The sequence below is a fragment of the Caballeronia sp. 11_S32 genome (genome assembly GCF_056930355.1).
In genome coordinates this window covers 1,646,606-1,662,465 of sequence record NZ_JBXOWH010000001.1, presented here as the reverse complement: position 1 = coordinate 1,662,465, position 15,860 = coordinate 1,646,606, and the positions used below count along the sequence as shown (strand labels likewise).

Genomic DNA, 15,860 nt, shown 5'->3' with positions numbered 1-15,860 from the left:
CCTTCTTGCCCGGGATCAACCGAAAACACGAGGGTTCCGAATGCAAGTCCGCGGCGCCTCTCGCGATGACAGGAACAAGGCCGCGCCTTCTTTAGTATCAGACATCGCGAGAAAAACGGTCTGGGGTCAATATCGATGCCACGTCAGCAAAGTATCCGCAGCAAATCCGTGGCGTCTTCCGCTGAGTCGAGGTCACGCGCCATAGCGATGGCCTTCTCGATCCGTTGCTCTTGCAGAGGAACGGCCGCGACCGACACGCAATCCCGGAACTTGGCGATCAACTGCTCCCAGGTCATGGGCGCTTCGGCGCTTCCCGGAACCGCACTACCGAGCCTTTCGAACGTTCGACCGTCGCGTGTCGTAACTTCAATGCGACCGTCGGGCAACTTCATTTTCCAGTCCTGGCTGGGATCATCGATTGCCACGACTCGCTGCGCCATCGCGAGGACTTCTGGGTCTTTAAGTCCGTCCGGGCTAAGTTGCGCTACCCCTAGCTTCCCTTTTGTGGCCACAATTCCCACCAGAAAAGGAAGGCTAAACTTCGCATCGACCAACGTTGACGGTGCGCGACGAGTCTGCAGAGGTTTGCACATCTCCTGCGTGAAGTCACCCACATAGACACGGATCTCTTCGACGTCGACCGCCTTCAATCGTTGCTCTTTCATCAACTCGAGCGTCGCGTGAATATATGTGTGCGAGTTTCCCACAGCAGGCCACGCTTTATACAACGTGGTTCCCCCCATGTATTGAGTGCCCAAGCCTTGAAGCATCTTGTCTCGGTCATAGCGACCACCGAAATACGTGTTGAAAATCCCCGCCTTGCCTTCGAACACGTCCTCAATGCCTGTTATTCCTTTTTGCGCCAACGTCGCTGCAATCACGGCACCTTTCGATGTGAAGCCGGCGTACATGCCGCGAAGATCGCTGCCCACACCGAAGATCAACTCCATCGTTCCGCAAGCCTGCATGCTGGCAATGCCGAAGGCATGTGCGACCTGTTTGCGATCCAACTTCAGCACGTGGCAAGCTGCGGCTGCGGCCGAAAATACGCCGACGGCCGACGTAAAATTCCAATCTTGGCGCCAGCCAATAAACTGGCGGAATCGTGCAAAAATGTCTTGTCCCACGGCGACCGCTGCGATGAGATCCTTACCGGATACGCCGCCTTTTCGCTGCGCGACTGCAAGCGTCGACGGCACGATGGAGCTGTCCGAGTGTGCACCCCACGGGGTCTGATCATCGAAGTCTAAGCTGTGCGCCATAGCGCCATTGGCGAACGCTGCCAGCATCGCGGGAACTTTCTTTTCTCCGTAGCCAAGAATTGACGCTTCGGGACGGCCGCCGGATTCTTCGACCATCTCGACCAGGCTTCTGACCGCAGGCTCCATTCCGCTAGCGGCGATAGTCACCCCCAACGTATCGAAAATGCTTTTCTTGGCTGCCTCGATTGCTTCAAGGGACAAACTCTCATACCGGGTATTTACAACCAGGTCGGCAAAATCATGGGAGATATCGCGGGTTCGAGACATATCGAGCACTCTGATAGACAAATTGTTAGGTAGGAATCTTCACGGCTGCCGAATCGGCACAATCATTTGCGTTGAGCGTTTCCAAGCGCGAAGTAGGGCGAGACGGGCCGAACTTCCTTGAGTCCTCGCTGCATCTCTGCTCGATAGTCTGCTTTGCCTGAACAACCTTGTACAGGCGTTTATTTCGTCGCTCCGGTAAGGAGCGCTTACCCTTGCTTTCGTTCGCCAGAATGATGCCAATCGAGTGCGGATTAGACTGCGTCCGCAGTCCGCGTGCAGATCAAATAGGGGACGCAGCCATTCGGAAGCAGATCGAACACACTCAACGCTGAATAAACGGATTGCCGCTTAAACCAGTAGAGGTTGAGATCATCACGCTCTTTGTCTCAAGAAACTCACTGATTGCCGCTGCACCGCTTTCGCGGCCAAGGCCTGAACGTTTCATACCGCCAATTGGCACGGTGAAGCTATATGCGCGGTACGTGTTCACCCAAACCATCCCGGCTTTTAGCGCCTTGGACATCCTGATGGCTCGTCCAACGTCTCGGGTCCACACACCTGCTGCAAGACCGTAGTTCACATCGTTCCCGATCCGTACAGCGTCGAGCTCGTCCTCGAAGCTAATGATCGAGAGAACCGGACCGAATACTTCCTCCTGAGCAATGCGCATATCGCTTGTCACATTTGAGAAGACGGTGGGCTCAAAGAACTGCCCGCTGCCCAAGCCTATGACTGGTTTGCCTCCGATCAGACAACGTGCTCCTTCTGCCCTGGCCACATCAACGTAGTGCTGTATCTTCTGGAACTGATCTTTCGTGGCTATCGGGCCGATATCGGTATCGCTCAGCATTGGGTCCCCCAACTTTAAGCTCCGAGCCATCTCGACGACACGCCGCGTAAACTCCTCGCGTATAGAGTTGTGAACAAGAAGACGTGAGCCAGCCGTGCACATTTGCCCTGCCGCTCCAAATATCCCCGACACGGCTCCAACAACAGCGCTATCAAGGTCCGCGTCATCGAACACAATATTCGGCGACTTTCCTCCAAGTTCCATTGAAACGCGTTTCATGCTCTTCGCCGCTGCCGCGTAAACTACCGCTCCGGTAGCATCGGATCCGGTGAACGTGACCTTCGAAACGTCGGGGTGCTGGACTAACGCATCTCCGAGGTCATGTCCAAGCCCTGTCACGACGTTAATCACTCCATCCGGCAGCCCCGCCATCTTTGTCAGCTCTGCGAATTCTAGTGAACTCACCGACGCATGCTCGGAAGGCTTTACGACTACAGCACATCCTGCTGCTAGAGCGGGCGCACACTTGATGGTGAAGAACATCAGCGGAGAGTTCCACGCGGTAAGCGCAGCCACTACTCCAACTGGTTCGCGATACGTCATGGCGAGCATATCGGCTTTATCAACTGGCAACACGGCGCCTTCGACTTTGTCCGCCAAGCCGGCAAAGTAGTACCAGTGACCTGGCAAATACCGGAGCTGGCCCTGCATTTCCGCGAGGATCTTGCCGTTGTCTCGTGACTCGATTTCGGCAAACCTCTTTGCGTGGCCTGGGTCGGACAACAAGTCGCCTATCCGTCTCAGAATATCGCCCCGCTGGGTCGCGGTCATGCGTCCCCATGGCCCTTCCTCCATTGCGTTCTTTGCGGCTTTAACCGCTCGGTCAGCATCTTCGTTGTTTCCTCTCGCGACTTTGGCCCAGGTCTCGTTTCGATAGGGATCGATCGAGTCCAGCCATTCACCGCCTGCCGGAGGTGATTCCTTTCCGTCAATCCAATGTTGGTAGTATTTCATCTGACGACCTTTCATTTTGCAGTTTGTAGACTTTCCCAAACGGATGCTTTTGCGAATAAGCACATAAGCAAACTCGATCCCGACCTTCTGTGCCGAAGGTGCACGATGCAAGATTGATTTTGCTGTTTCGACGACAATCGGAGAAGAAGGACACGGCGCGAGCACGAAAGCGAAACAGTGTTGCGAGAGATCAACGCAACGGTCGCCTGCATCGGAGAACGGCGAAAGCTAAAGTTAACTTATAGGCTCTGAGTAGGGGCGAACCGGCTTAGGATGTCGAACCGAACCTTCATGGCATGGATGAATTGCTCATGCGTTTCATCACTTTGCCTTGGTCGAGACGCGTCCTGTACGGCCCCGAGATCACCTAAACGTGGGGGGCGCCACGTGGTCGCATACACACGGGGCGCCGGCATAACCCCCTAGCATCGCGTGACCCCGTTGGGAGGTGAGCAATAAACGGGTGCTCGAAGTCGTCCTTGCGACGCGCAGGGTTGAGACACCATAATTCTTTCGGACTGGCCGATAGGAGGTGCGCCAGCATTGCTGACGCACATCGCTAATTTGCCGCTTGGTTTAGCTCGACAGTTCTTACCACTGAGGCGGACTGCACACAGCCTTGAGGTTGCTCGCCGTGATGATTACAGGCTTGTACTCAACGAGCCTCGCCTTCCACTTCGACGGATCGGTCGCAGCCTCATAGAGAGACTTAGCTGTCAGCGCGCCCGTCTCCTCCCACTTTTCGCACATTGAGATCGAAATTGCGCCCGACTCAATCAGAGGGCTACCAACCTTCGAACCGCCTGCCACAGTGACAAGTTTTGCATGGGACCCTGCAGCAGAAATCGCCTTTGCGCAGCCAATTGCCATGTCTTCCGCCTGACTAAAGAACAGGTCGATGTCCGGATTTCCAACCAGAGCATTCTGACAGACCCGTTCGCCCTGAGCGGGACTCCAGTCCGTCGGTTGCGACATGACGATGTTGTACTTCACCCCGCTCGATGTGAGGCCAGCTTTGAAACCATCGCTTAGCTGCTTAACGAGAGCATAACCAGTTTGGCCCTCGACGACGCCGATCTTAATGACGCGACCAGACGGCAGAAGTTTCGCAGCGGCCTGCGCCATCCGGTTACCAGAATCAATATAATCTTGACCAACGAGAGCGGAGAGGCTCGGATACACGTCTTTGAATGGCCGCTTGTTCGGGTCGCCAACCTGCACCGCATCCGCGACGAACGGGATGTTCGCCGCTTTCGCTTGGTCCGCCCAGTGTTGAGCCACAACGCCATCGAGTGGAATGACTGCGATACCGCTCACTTGCTGCGTGATCAAGTCGTCGACAGCATTCGACATTTTTTCAACGCTACCTCTCGCGTCGAGGATCACAGCTTTCGCGCCAAGGGATTCAGCGGACTTCTTGAAACCCTTGATTTGGGAAACTTCCGCGGGGTTTTGCTGGTTTGTAACGATCAGCCCCAGCGTTACGTCCTTTGCATACGCCTGAGCTTGAAACGTCATCGTCAACGCTGCGAAGAGGCCAGCAGCGCCCAACTTCTTGAGATTGCTACGCATGTCTCACTCCTTTTTTGAGATTGTCTTGTCTGTTCGGTCGCGCGAAGCGTCCAACCGCTTCGTCGTTGACCGTATTCGTTATTCAAAACCGATCATTGCCTTTACTTCCAGATACTCCTCAATGCCAAATATGCCCATTTCCCGTCCATTTCCCGATCGCTTATATCCGCCCATCGGTGCCTCCGTGTTGCTAGGCTTACCGTTGAAAAATACGCGGCCGGCTCTGATTCGTGAACCAATCGCTCTTCCGCGCGCACGATTCGACGAGAAGACGTATCCGCCCAGGCCGTAGGGCGTTCCGTTAGCGATCTCGATTGCCTCCTCGTCTGTCGAATAGGGGATTACGACGAGCACTGGCCCGAAGATCTCCTCTTGTTCGATTTGCATGCCGGGCTTAACGTCCGCAAAAATCGTCGGTTTCACAAAGTAGCCCCGCTCAAGACCGTCAGGTCGGCCTGGACCGCCGCTAACCAGGCGGGCACCTTCCTCCAGCCCTACACGGATGTAATGCTGCACTCGATCAAACTGCGCTTTATTGACCACCGGCCCCATGGTGGTCATTGAATCCAGCGGATCGCCAACTCGCACGGAGTTAGCCTCTGCTTGCAAGAATACGACGACCTGCTCAATCTGGCTTTCGTGCACGAGCACACGCGAGGGCGCGTGGCATGACTGTCCGCTATTGGAGAAGGCGCGCGTGACATTCCAACTGGCCGCTGCCTTAAGGTCTGCATCGTCGAGAACAATATTTGCCGACTTTCCACCCAACTCCTGTGCGACGCGCTTTACCGACGGAGCCGCCGCTTCCGCAATCAGTACACCTGCGCGCGCCGATCCTGTGAAGGACACCATATCGATGTCCATGTGTTTGCTAATGGCGTTGCCCACCGTTGGCCCGTCCCCGAGTACCAGGTTGAACACGCCCTTTGGAGCGCCCGCCTCGTGCAAGATCTCGGTGAGCAAGATTGCGCTGATCGGAGTGAACTCGCTCGGCTTCAAAACAGTGGTGCATCCCGCGGCGAGTGCGTACGCAAGCTTCGTAGCGAGCAACTGGAGTGGCCAATTCCATGCTGTGATCAACCCACAGACGCCAATTGCTTCACGTTGGACAATGTTCGGCCCGAGATGCGTCTCGAAGTCGTAGTCGCGCAGTGTTTGAACTGCCTGCTTGAATGACCCAAGTGCGGCTGGCACGTGAAGCTTCTGACCGACCGGCGTGCCCAGCTCAAGCGTTACCGTCGCAGCGAGCTCATCCTCCCGAGCTGCGAACAGATCGATGATTCGCTCCAGAAGATCGATGCGCTCTTGCTTGCGGGTCGTGCTAAATGCCGGAAACGCAGCTTTTGCCGCCCTCACTGCTCGATCTACGTCTTCAACCCCAGCTAACGCAACCGTCGCGAACGTCTCTTCTGTCGCCGGGTTTATAAGCTGCCAGTCCCGACCACTACGCGGTTGTACCCATTCGCCGTCAATGTAAATGTTGTCGTACGATTTCATTGCAGTACCTTTCTTCACGCCGCCATTACGGATGCGGCTCCAATCGGTGAAACCCACCTGCGCCGGTTGAACGCTTGCAAAACGTACTTTTCAACTAACTCCGACCAAGTTACATCCCTAACGCGGTCGCTCAAGAAGTATGGCCCGCAAGCACCGACCGACTTTTCCGACACAGCCATGGTGAGAAAAGGGTTCGAGACAGACGCAGAGAGGTTGGCGCCGGTGCATCGAGCCCTCCATGTTATCGACTGAGAGTCCTTGCGATCCAGCTATGCTGCGGCAAGATCAGCTTCTGCGCGCCTCGGTGCCAATCGTACGGAAAGTCAAATCCTCCCACTCCGAGAATTTTGAGGCACATCAACGTTGGCCAAACTAGGCATCGGCGCAGAAGGGTCCAAGTCAGACCCGACGACTCGTTCGACAGCGCCGTCCAAACAACTACGAACTCCATGCGCGAACGGTCTCCGACAGTGAGTCAGCACTGCATCAAGTTGCCACCAACTGTTTCGCGGGCCGTATCCATGTCTAGAAGTTTCGATCCCGGGAGCGTCTCGGTCAAGTCACCTATTGTGCACTGACGGTAAGCCGCGCTAACCTCACTTTTGAGAAATAACAAGGGACGTGAAGCCGCCAGCTGGCAGCTTTCGAAACACAAAGGAGTTGAGTGAAAGATGGAGCTTCGACATTTGCGTTACTTCATTGCTGCGGCAGAAGAACAGCACTTCGGTCGTGCGGCAGAGCGTCTGCATGTAACGAGACCGGCCGTGTCCCAGATCATCGCAGATCTGGAAGGGGAGCTTGGAACGCCTCTGTTCGAACGCCTTGCTCATCATGTACGTCTCACTGCGGCAGGGCGGACATTGCTTCCACACTGCGTGCGGGTGATCGACGAATTGAACGAAGCATTTACGTTGACGAAGCGCGTCGGAGAAGGAAAGAGAGGTACCCTTTCCATAGGGTATGGCTCGCTAACCTTGATGCACTCTATCTTCAGGGCCGCCGTAAAGCAGTTCCGAGAAACTTATCCGGACGTTACGCTGTCTCTGATTGAGATGTCTTCAGGCTTGCAATCTAAAGCGATTGCAGAGAAGAAGATCAACGCTGGATTCATGCATTTGGGACCCGGCCCTGGCCCGGTTCACAAACGACGTACTGAGGTGTCGAGTAGAGACGGAACTGTACTGGAATCGGTGCGAATTCAAACCAGCAGCTTGGGTGTGGCAGTTTCGACTGACCACTGGCTCGCAAGTAAATCCTCGGTAGGCCTCAAAGAACTCGCGAAGGAACAGTTCGTCGTTGATCCGCGGTCAAGTAGCAGTCCGAGTTACGGACAACTCTATACGATGTGCCAGAAGGCCGGTTTTGAACCGAAGGTAGTACAAGAGGTGAGCACGATCGCGTCTCAACTGAACTTGATTTCGTGCGGAATGGGAATTGGGCTCGCCGTCATGGGCAAAGGCTTCACATACCCAAACAGCCTCGCCGTCGTTCCGCTAGAAAACGTCAACTATCCGGTCAACTTCATCTTTGCATGGATGAAAGGCGAAAAAGACCCGACGCTCGACCGGATGATTGAAATCGTAGAGGCGCTCGCTAAATAGCGCCGTCCAACGGCGTGTAGCCGGCTCTCCGACGCGCGTGCGTCCTGTACCTCGCGTCGGCGTCGCGATGCAGGGTATGCGCGCTTCTTGAATACGTTTCGAGACCGGCGGTCGCAACGGCAAGTGAATACGCCGTTGCGTTCGCTGTAACAGCTGAAGCCTAACGAGCCGCCGCGCTAGGGAGGCGTGCATCGGCTTGCCAAACTGTCGCCAAGTCGTCTAGGGAGCTTGCCTTTCCCAACCGGTTTGATGCCGCATCGACGAGCGAGCGGACCAGCGTACCGATGAACATCGGCGCCCCGTATCTCATAGCCACCGTCGACGCGAGCGCAAGGTCATGAGACACGGCTCCGAGCGTAATGTCAGCGACACGGGCGCCCGAAACAAGCGCTGGAAGAACCCGTGCCGACGCACTGTTGTAGCCCGAGCTTTTGTTCAGGACGGTGCCCATGTCGGCAAGCGTGAGCCCATTCGCAGCTCCCATGGCCGCGCATTCGTAAGTGATCAGTCTGTTACATGCAGCGACAGTTGCGACGACCAGCCGAGCAGCTTGCCCGCTTCCCACGTCACCGCAATACACGACCGTCGGACAAACCGCCTTCAACACCTCTTGCAAAGACTCGACCGCCTCTTTCTCGCCCCCGCAGAGGATCGCGGAAGATTCTTGAATCAACTGCGTATTCTCCGTATGAAGCGCAGCGTCAACAAGCGTCACTCCGGCTTCTTTTAGGTCTTCCGCTAGCGAGCGCGTTTTGTCTGGGTCCGCTTGGCCGAAATCGACAATTGTGCTACCCGGCTTGATTTTGCCAGCGACACCGTCTGGTCCAAAAAGCATCGCATTGATCGCGTCACTGGACTCAGCACATACCAGGATCACGTCCGATTCACGGGCGATTGCGGCGGCGCTCGCAGCAGCCTCCGCTTTCGCGATGCGGAAGCTAGCTTCGTCAGACACATCAAACGTCACTACATGGAACTTCTCGGCCAGTTGATGGCCAATGAAGCCTGCTAGCGGTCCGCACCCTACCAGTCCGATTTTCATCACTTGGTCCCTTCCGTTGTCGCGTTCGCGGTCGTTTCGACGTATTGGGTGTCCGCCATCGACTGGATGAAGCCGATCATCTCTTCCAGTTGCGCGTCCTTTCCCAACGAGTTCAACCCAGTCTGCAGCAGAGCTCGGGCGACACCGCCTATGGGCATCGGCACTCCTTGGTCAGCTCCGATCGAAATCGCCTGGTGAATGTCCTTGACTTGAAGGGCGAGGGCGAATTTCGTCGACTGCCGGCCTTGGGCAATCGCCGGAAGCATACCTTGCGAGGTGAAGTTTCGTGCAGTCGTGGCGTTGATTGCTTCCGTCATGGTTTCGAGCGTGAGACCTAGCTTGCGTCCCATAGCGACAGCTTCGAGGGTTGCAAGGCGCGCGCTGACGTTCATCATGTTGTTGACCGTCTTCATTGTCTGCCCGTTACCGACCCGTTCTCCGCAATGAAAGACATTTGGACTGATTGTTTGCAAGATTGGCAGCGCCTTCGCAAAAGCTTCTGCCGGGCCGGAAGCAATGATCGAGATCGTGCCTGCGATTGCGGTTGCCATCGCGCCTGACACAGGGGCGTCGAACAGCGACACGCCCATCTCCTGCAGACGACGAGCAAATTCTCGGGTTTCGCTTGGCACACCGCTTGTTTGATCAATAACAATCTTTCCGCGGTCCAGTCCTTCGGCAAGCCCACCCGGGCCGAAGATCACTTTCTCAACGTCCGAGCTACGGGGCAAGCAAAGCAGTACTACATCGCTGGCACGCGCAAGTTCTGCAGGCGAGGCGGCGGCAGTTGCGCCTTCCTCGACAAAAGACGCAACAATCTTTGCGTTCAAGTCGAGGACGCTCAACTCATATTTCCCTACGAGATGTCGAGCCAAGGCGCCGCCCATCGCGCCTAAGCCGATATATCCAATGCGCATTCGTCTCCTCCGAAGTTTATTTCCCAAATGCCAGAAGTCTGCCGGATCGCTGGGAGGTCCGACGCAAACTGATTCTCCGCCACTACCGCCTTAACGTCGAGTCGCGAATTCCCACGGTGCGGTAAGGCCTTCTTACCGCTCATCGACGCGCTGTGCGCTCATCCGTGGCTCTTAGCTCGAAACAAACCTCACTTGTTCGAAACGGGCTGAGTGCCATTCGAGAAGCAGATTAGTGACTGCTACTTACGCACTCGTGAGAGTGGTCTCAACTCCTAACGTCGCGATTTGAACGACCGATGGACCACTCGTCGCGGGACATCTAAATGGCTGAATTGCCCGACAAGCCTATAACGCCTTCCGTCTTGCACGCTTGATGCCAAGGACATATCCCTCCGTCCCAAGCAGACCCGCGAGTTGAAATACTTCTAGAATCTGATCGCGCGTCGCACCGTAGCGCAAGGCATTTTGGATATGCATCCGCAGTCCCGCTTCGTATGTGTGCGTGATTGAACAATCGATAGCAATGTACAAGAGTTCGCGCTCCGCGGGCGTAAGTGATCCGCTCTTCCACGGCTCCATGCAAGCGTTAATAAATGAGATGAAGTAGTCGGGCATCCAGCGGCCAATCAAGTCCCTCTTTTGCGTCCAATAACCTCGCCGCTCGATGAAATCGTCTTTGAGCGCCTGAACACGGTCGGACATCTCCGGAGCAACACATTCTGTCTCGCGCCCCGCGTTTCTCAGTTCCTCCATGAGGATTGGAATGCCCGTATAAAGCGGATGATTGGCGAGTGGAATAATCGTTACTAAGACGTCCGCGATGTCGTTTTCAGACGCACCGACATCTAAAGCTCGCTGCACTTGGCGATTTACCGCTGCCGCATTTAGGGCGCTCGGCGCGGCATGAAGCGCTAGAAGGACGAGTTCCTTCATACGCGCGGACAGATGTGGGCTCTTGTAGACAGTCGACCAGAAGGCGTCTACCGCGCCATGGAGGGCTGATGCGGCGCCTCCTGCGTCTGGCGGCGCTTCGCCGTTTTCGAAAAGTGATCCGATACAACTAAGTTGGGTCGGCTTCTCGGCACTGCTCATACGGCATCTCCTGATGTATATAATTTCCCGGTGGCGTGGGCACCAATCGTCAAGAATGGAGGCTTTACGACAGCATCTGCGCGTAAGTCTTTTCGTTTAGCTCTTGTCTGCGCCTTCGTTGGAAGCTAGGAAATCCTCGCGACTTTTGAAGCGCCTCACTGGACGAGTGCCATCCCAACCTCGGGCGAGGTTTTGGATTCGGCTGAAATAGGCTCTCCTCTCCTCTGTCAACGGCACAATTTCAATCATTGTGCCGATTTCATTTGGGGCATCGTAATAGCAGACGTTCCGCGATCCGTCCGGTAGATACATCGAACAGGCTTCGACAAACCCATTGGACTCTAGATCCTTGCGAGCCTCTTCGAAATTCTCCGGCCAGAAAGCTATGTGTTGTAATCCCTGTCGACCGCTGTTTAGGAATTCATTGAACGGCGAAGGATGATCGTCTTCCGGGCAAACGAGTTCAATCTGTATGTCGCCCAAATACGAGAATGCGAGTGTAGTGTTCATGGGGGTACGCTCTCCCCGATGGACCACCGTGCGGCCGGCGACAGAGTTCTCAATTACAACAAATGGGCCGATCTTGAGGGTTTCCGTCCAAAAGTTCAATGCGCTGTTCAAGTCGGAAATCACAAAAGCGAGCTGGATGCGGTCTCCGAGAAAGGTCGGCAACATGGCGGTCACAGCTGTTGATAGCATAAAACTCTCCGTGAGTTTGGTCCAACTGGCTCCAACATCACCATTTCATTAGATGCGAGGCCTTTACGTCTCGCGACCCTGTAAGACTGATCGCTTAGTTTCGCTAGTAGCGTTTGCAGCATGCGCCGCGGCTCGGTAGGCGAAGGCAATTGCTGGACCTAATGTGATCCCACCAGCGGGGTAGCATCCGCGAGTCACAGACGCCATGTCGTTCCCACATGCGTATAGACCTGGGATGGGCGCTCCCGCTGCATCAAGAACTTGAGCGTTCCCCGAGGTCTTCAGTCCGATAGCTGTACCCAACGACGACGGAACGATACGCAGGGCAACAAATGGTGGCTTCAAGATTGGGGCTAAATTTGGATTAGGCGCCGCGCGGGTGTGTCCAAACAAACGGTTGTATGCAGTTGACCCTTTTCCGAAGTCTGGATCGACTCCGGCTTCGGCATACTTATTGTGATCGCTGACTGTCTGCGCTAGCCCTGATGGATCCACACCGATCTTCATCGCAAGCTCCGAGATCGTGGCAGCAAGGCTCACGTAGCCAAACTTCTCATACTTCTTCAAGCGCCCGTTGAACGGACGGATTAAGCCGAGACCGTGATGCCATACAAACGAGCGGTCGCACACGAAGTGAAAAAAGTTTCCCTTTCCGTAGCCGTTCTTCAAGAGCGCAAGCCCGACATCATGGTAGGAATTGGACTCGTTGACAAACCGCTTCCCAAATCGATCAACAGCGATAACACCAGGGCGGCCACGGTCGAGATATCCATACAGAACTCCGCTCGTGATGCCATCCTTACGTCTGATTTGCGAAGACGGTTGCCAGTAGCCCGAACTTTCAACTTCTCGATCTAGTGTGGCGCCAAGCGTTCGTGCAGCAAAAATGCCTTCGCCGACATTTGCTTCGAACCCGAACGTGAGGTCGTGTGGGAAATCGGCCGAGAGTTCCCGGCGCATCTCCGCGTTGTTCGGAAAACCTCCCGTTGCCAAAATGACGCCTTTCCTAGCGCGGATTGCTCTTAGCTGATCTCCGCACTGAACAAAAGCGCCCGCGATACCTGAACTCGATCGGACAAGTCGGGTTAACTTAGCGCTTGTCCATATCTCGGTTCTACTCGCCAGGATGCTGTGGACCATGGATGCCACCATGGCATTACCTGCGCAAAGCTCGGTGCCACGAGGAAAGCGTAGACGGTCCGAAGCGTATCGCAAGAACGTTTCTACGACGCGCGAGAACGTTGCGAAGGAGCGGAAAGGATTTAGAAAGTCGTCGATTTTTCGTTTGTCCACCTGCATGCCACCTAGCAACATCAGAGGTGGCAGCGGCGGGCGAATGAGCCGGAAGTTGTTGCCGAGTTTTCTTCCATCGAATCGCTGCGCTTCCAGTGTTCGACCTACTTCTGCTGCTCCAATCCGCTCTGGGTGGTAGTCGGGCCAGTGCGTTAGAGAGAAATTGACGCCTGCTTTCTCCAGCCCCGCAATTGCTTCAGGGACGCTCTCTAAAAAAGCATCGACCAGTTCGGCCTTGTAGGAGCTTCCGAGTTCGCCCTTCAAGTATGTCCTGACAAGATCGCTCGAATCGCGGATTCCCCGTTGGACGGCGTGGTGGCTTCCGGGCGCCCAAACGATTCCGCCCGAAGTCGCGGTCGTTCCGCCTAGCTGCATGGTTTTCTCGCAGAGGAGCGTCTCTAGTCCCAACTGACGCCCGAATATGGCGGCGCTGAGGCCGCCTGCGCCGCTGCCGACCACGAGGAGATCGACCTCGCGATCCCACCTAACCGACCCCATGTCATCGGGCGGGTGCTCGTCCTCTACGCCACGGCAGTTCTCGTGCTTCGTACCATTCATCTCGTTTAAATCGCCCGTCTGAAGGCAATCCGGTCAATCAGAGCCCGCTCGCCTAATGGAAACAGCCACGATGTAAGCTAATCCCATATTACGCGACATACTTATAGTGGTCAATGGCATGCTCTGGCGCGACCGCACTGGCCCCGACGTGCGACAAATTCGGCACGGCTTCTCGATCGCCGGTCACAATTCGGCGCAGGATATAGGATGTCCCGCATGCTGATACTCCATCATCGCTTTCATCGATGCCCTTTGCATTCCCGATTCGTGCACGAGCGTGCTAATAACGTCGGAGTTCGAACCCTGCGCGCGCTGGGCGGCACCAAAGCGAGCTGACAACGGAGACTGTCCGGAATTCGCCTGGATCCGCGGACAGCCGCCCGTCATCGACTCCGCGTTGCGTCGGCAGCTAGCCTCTCGACCGATCCGAACAGAGCGGTGAGCGACGGTGGATCCCGCGCATGCTTCGCGCGGGACGATGTTGAGGTCCTAAGGTTCGACTCTCGACATTAGGGTGGTGTGGAACCGCTCCGGCGCGTGACCCGCTCAAATCAATAGCGGGTTTTCTCTATCTCAAACACGCGCGGAGATCGACTCGATTGGTGACGCGCCTTACGCCGCCCGAACCGCGCGTCGCGGAATTGCATCCTGTCTAATCATGTCAGCCCCTTTCGCTCCGATCATCAGCGACGGCGCATTGGTATTGCCCGAAGTGACGTGAGGCATAATGGACGCGTCCACCACGCGCAACCGCTCGATGCCTCGGACGCGCAGGCGCTCGTCCACCACGGCCATCGCGTCCCTACCCATTTTGCAGGTGCTCGTCTGATGAGCTGCGGTGTTTCCGGTCTCGGCCATAAAGTCCAGCAATTGCGCATCTGTTTGAATACCTGGGCCAGGCAGATGTTCAAGCGTGACCCGCGAAGCAATCGGCTCCTGCGCCATGATTGCGCGGATCTGCTTCACACCGCTGATCATCGCGCGGACATCGTCCTCATCGGTCAAGAAGTTCGGCGTAAGTTTTGGCGCGTCGGCAGGGTTCGACGAGCGGAGAGTCACAGCGCCCGTCGTCCGCGGACGGAGAATGAACACCGACACGCCCATGCCTGGCTCTCGATCAACCTCGACCCGTCCGTCCGGATGATACGTGAACGTCATCGGGCGGAAGCTGATTTGAAGATCCGCATAGTCAACCTCCGGCCGGCTTTTTACAAACGCAGCGACTTGCGAAGTTCCGAGAGCCAGGAATCCGCCACGCGTCAGTAGATAACGCGCTCCTTCGAGATACTTCCAGATGCCACGGATGTTCCGGTTATATGAACTCGGTTCGGTCGAGCGCCAAGTAGTGTGTACATAGAAGTGATCCTGGAGGTTTTGCCCGACACCCGGCAAATGGTGAACTTGCGGAATGCCGTGCCGCTGCAGCTCCTCGCCCGGACCTATCCCTGAAAGCATCAGAACCTGTGGCGAATTCAAAGATCCGGCTGAAAGGATCACCTCCCTGGCTGCGTTAATAGTGCGTCTTTCTCCGTTGATCAACACTTGCACGCCGACAGCCTGGTTGTTCTCAAACAAGATGCGCTCGACCAGGCACCCGGTCTGAACTGTCAGGTTCGGTCGATCGATGATGGGCTTTAGAAAGGCGACATACGCGGACTGGCGTCGCCCCTCACGGATCGTGTGCTGCATGAAGCCAACACCATCGTGAAGTGCGCCATTCAAATCGTCTGTCCGCGGTACGCCGCAGCGCTGCGCCGATTCAATGAAGTCGAACGAACTCGGCATTTTCACTGCTGGATCGCTAATCCATAAGGGACCGTCGACTCCACGATAAGCATCGGCGCCGCGTTCGTTATGTTCGATCCCCTTGAAGTAAGGCAGTACATCGTCGTAGCCCCAACCGCGATTTCCGAGATCCCGCCAATTGTCGAAGTCCTGTTGATGACCTCGAATGTAGATCATTCCGTTGATCGAACTCGAACCGCCAAGTCCCTTGCCACGCGGCCAGTACATCTTCCGGCCACGTAGCGCAGGCATCGGCTCGGTAAAATAGTTCCAGTTGAGTTTCTCGTTGTAGTAGAGCTTTGCCATCCCCGCGGGGGTATGCACCCAGAATCGGTCTGAATGCGGGCCCACCTCCAATACAAGAACCCTATTGTCGGGGTTGTTGGTGAGCTCACGCGCAACGACGCAACCAGCCGACCCTGCCCCTACAATGATGTAGTCGTAGATTTCCGTGGTATTCATGCTTTCATT

Annotated in this window: 11 protein-coding genes; 1 reads left to right on the top strand and 10 read right to left on the bottom strand. The window is 55.8% G+C overall.

Going from position 1 to position 15,860, the window contains the following annotated elements:
* Nucleotides 1–143: 143 nt before the first annotated feature.
* The 4 genes from AC1Z32_RS07555 to AC1Z32_RS07540 all read right to left on the bottom strand — a co-directional run bounded on the left by AC1Z32_RS07555 (nucleotide 144) and on the right by AC1Z32_RS07540 (nucleotide 6,402).
* On the bottom strand, nucleotides 144–1,529 hold the full coding sequence (locus AC1Z32_RS07555) for an MmgE/PrpD family protein (RefSeq protein WP_483478057.1): 1,386 nt from the start codon (nucleotides 1,527–1,529) through the stop codon (nucleotides 144–146).
* Between the two features lie 322 nt (nucleotides 1,530–1,851).
* A complete protein-coding gene (locus tag AC1Z32_RS07550) occupies nucleotides 1,852–3,333 on the bottom strand; it encodes an aldehyde dehydrogenase (protein WP_483478056.1) in 1,482 nt (493 codons plus the stop codon).
* 591 nt (nucleotides 3,334–3,924) lie between these two features.
* Nucleotides 3,925–4,905, bottom strand: coding sequence for a sugar ABC transporter substrate-binding protein (locus tag AC1Z32_RS07545; RefSeq protein ID WP_483478055.1), 981 nt, complete (start codon nucleotides 4,903–4,905; stop codon nucleotides 3,925–3,927).
* 78 nt (nucleotides 4,906–4,983) lie between these two features.
* The gene (locus tag AC1Z32_RS07540; RefSeq protein ID WP_483478228.1) at nucleotides 4,984–6,402 is read right to left on the bottom strand and encodes an aldehyde dehydrogenase family protein; all 1,419 of its coding nucleotides are present in this window, start codon (nucleotides 6,400–6,402) and stop codon (nucleotides 4,984–4,986) included.
* Between the two features lie 671 nt (nucleotides 6,403–7,073).
* On the opposite strand from AC1Z32_RS07540, the gene AC1Z32_RS07535 reads away from it, so the two are divergent.
* The gene (locus tag AC1Z32_RS07535; RefSeq protein WP_483478054.1) at nucleotides 7,074–8,003 is read left to right on the top strand and encodes a LysR substrate-binding domain-containing protein; all 930 of its coding nucleotides are present in this window, start codon (nucleotides 7,074–7,076) and stop codon (nucleotides 8,001–8,003) included.
* 160 nt (nucleotides 8,004–8,163) lie between these two features.
* Here the strand turns inward: AC1Z32_RS07535 and AC1Z32_RS07530 are convergent, their stop codons facing one another.
* From AC1Z32_RS07530 to AC1Z32_RS07505, 6 genes are all read right to left on the bottom strand, one after another.
* Nucleotides 8,164–9,045, bottom strand: coding sequence for an NAD(P)-dependent oxidoreductase (locus AC1Z32_RS07530; protein ID WP_483478053.1), 882 nt, complete (start codon nucleotides 9,043–9,045; stop codon nucleotides 8,164–8,166).
* The gene (locus AC1Z32_RS07525; protein WP_483478052.1) at nucleotides 9,045–9,962 is read right to left on the bottom strand and encodes an NAD(P)-dependent oxidoreductase; all 918 of its coding nucleotides are present in this window, start codon (nucleotides 9,960–9,962) and stop codon (nucleotides 9,045–9,047) included. Before AC1Z32_RS07525 ends, AC1Z32_RS07530 begins: the two co-directional genes overlap by 1 nt.
* Nucleotides 9,963–10,307: 345 nt before the next feature.
* Nucleotides 10,308–11,054 (bottom strand): carboxymuconolactone decarboxylase family protein, encoded by a 747-nt coding sequence (locus AC1Z32_RS07520; protein ID WP_483478051.1) that lies wholly within the window; start codon nucleotides 11,052–11,054, stop codon nucleotides 10,308–10,310.
* 96 nt (nucleotides 11,055–11,150) lie between these two features.
* The gene (locus AC1Z32_RS07515; protein ID WP_483478050.1) at nucleotides 11,151–11,753 is read right to left on the bottom strand and encodes a VOC family protein; all 603 of its coding nucleotides are present in this window, start codon (nucleotides 11,751–11,753) and stop codon (nucleotides 11,151–11,153) included.
* Nucleotides 11,754–11,816: 63 nt separating this feature from the next.
* Nucleotides 11,817–13,544: an FAD-binding protein gene (locus AC1Z32_RS07510; RefSeq protein ID WP_483478227.1), complete on the bottom strand. Its 1,728-nt coding sequence runs from the start codon at nucleotides 13,542–13,544 to the stop codon at nucleotides 11,817–11,819.
* Nucleotides 13,545–14,216: 672 nt separating this feature from the next.
* Nucleotides 14,217–15,851 carry a GMC family oxidoreductase gene (locus AC1Z32_RS07505; RefSeq protein WP_483478049.1) on the bottom strand — a complete coding sequence of 545 codons (1,635 nt, stop codon included), beginning with the start codon at nucleotides 15,849–15,851 and terminating at the stop codon, nucleotides 14,217–14,219.
* Between the last annotated feature and the right edge of the window lie 9 nt (nucleotides 15,852–15,860).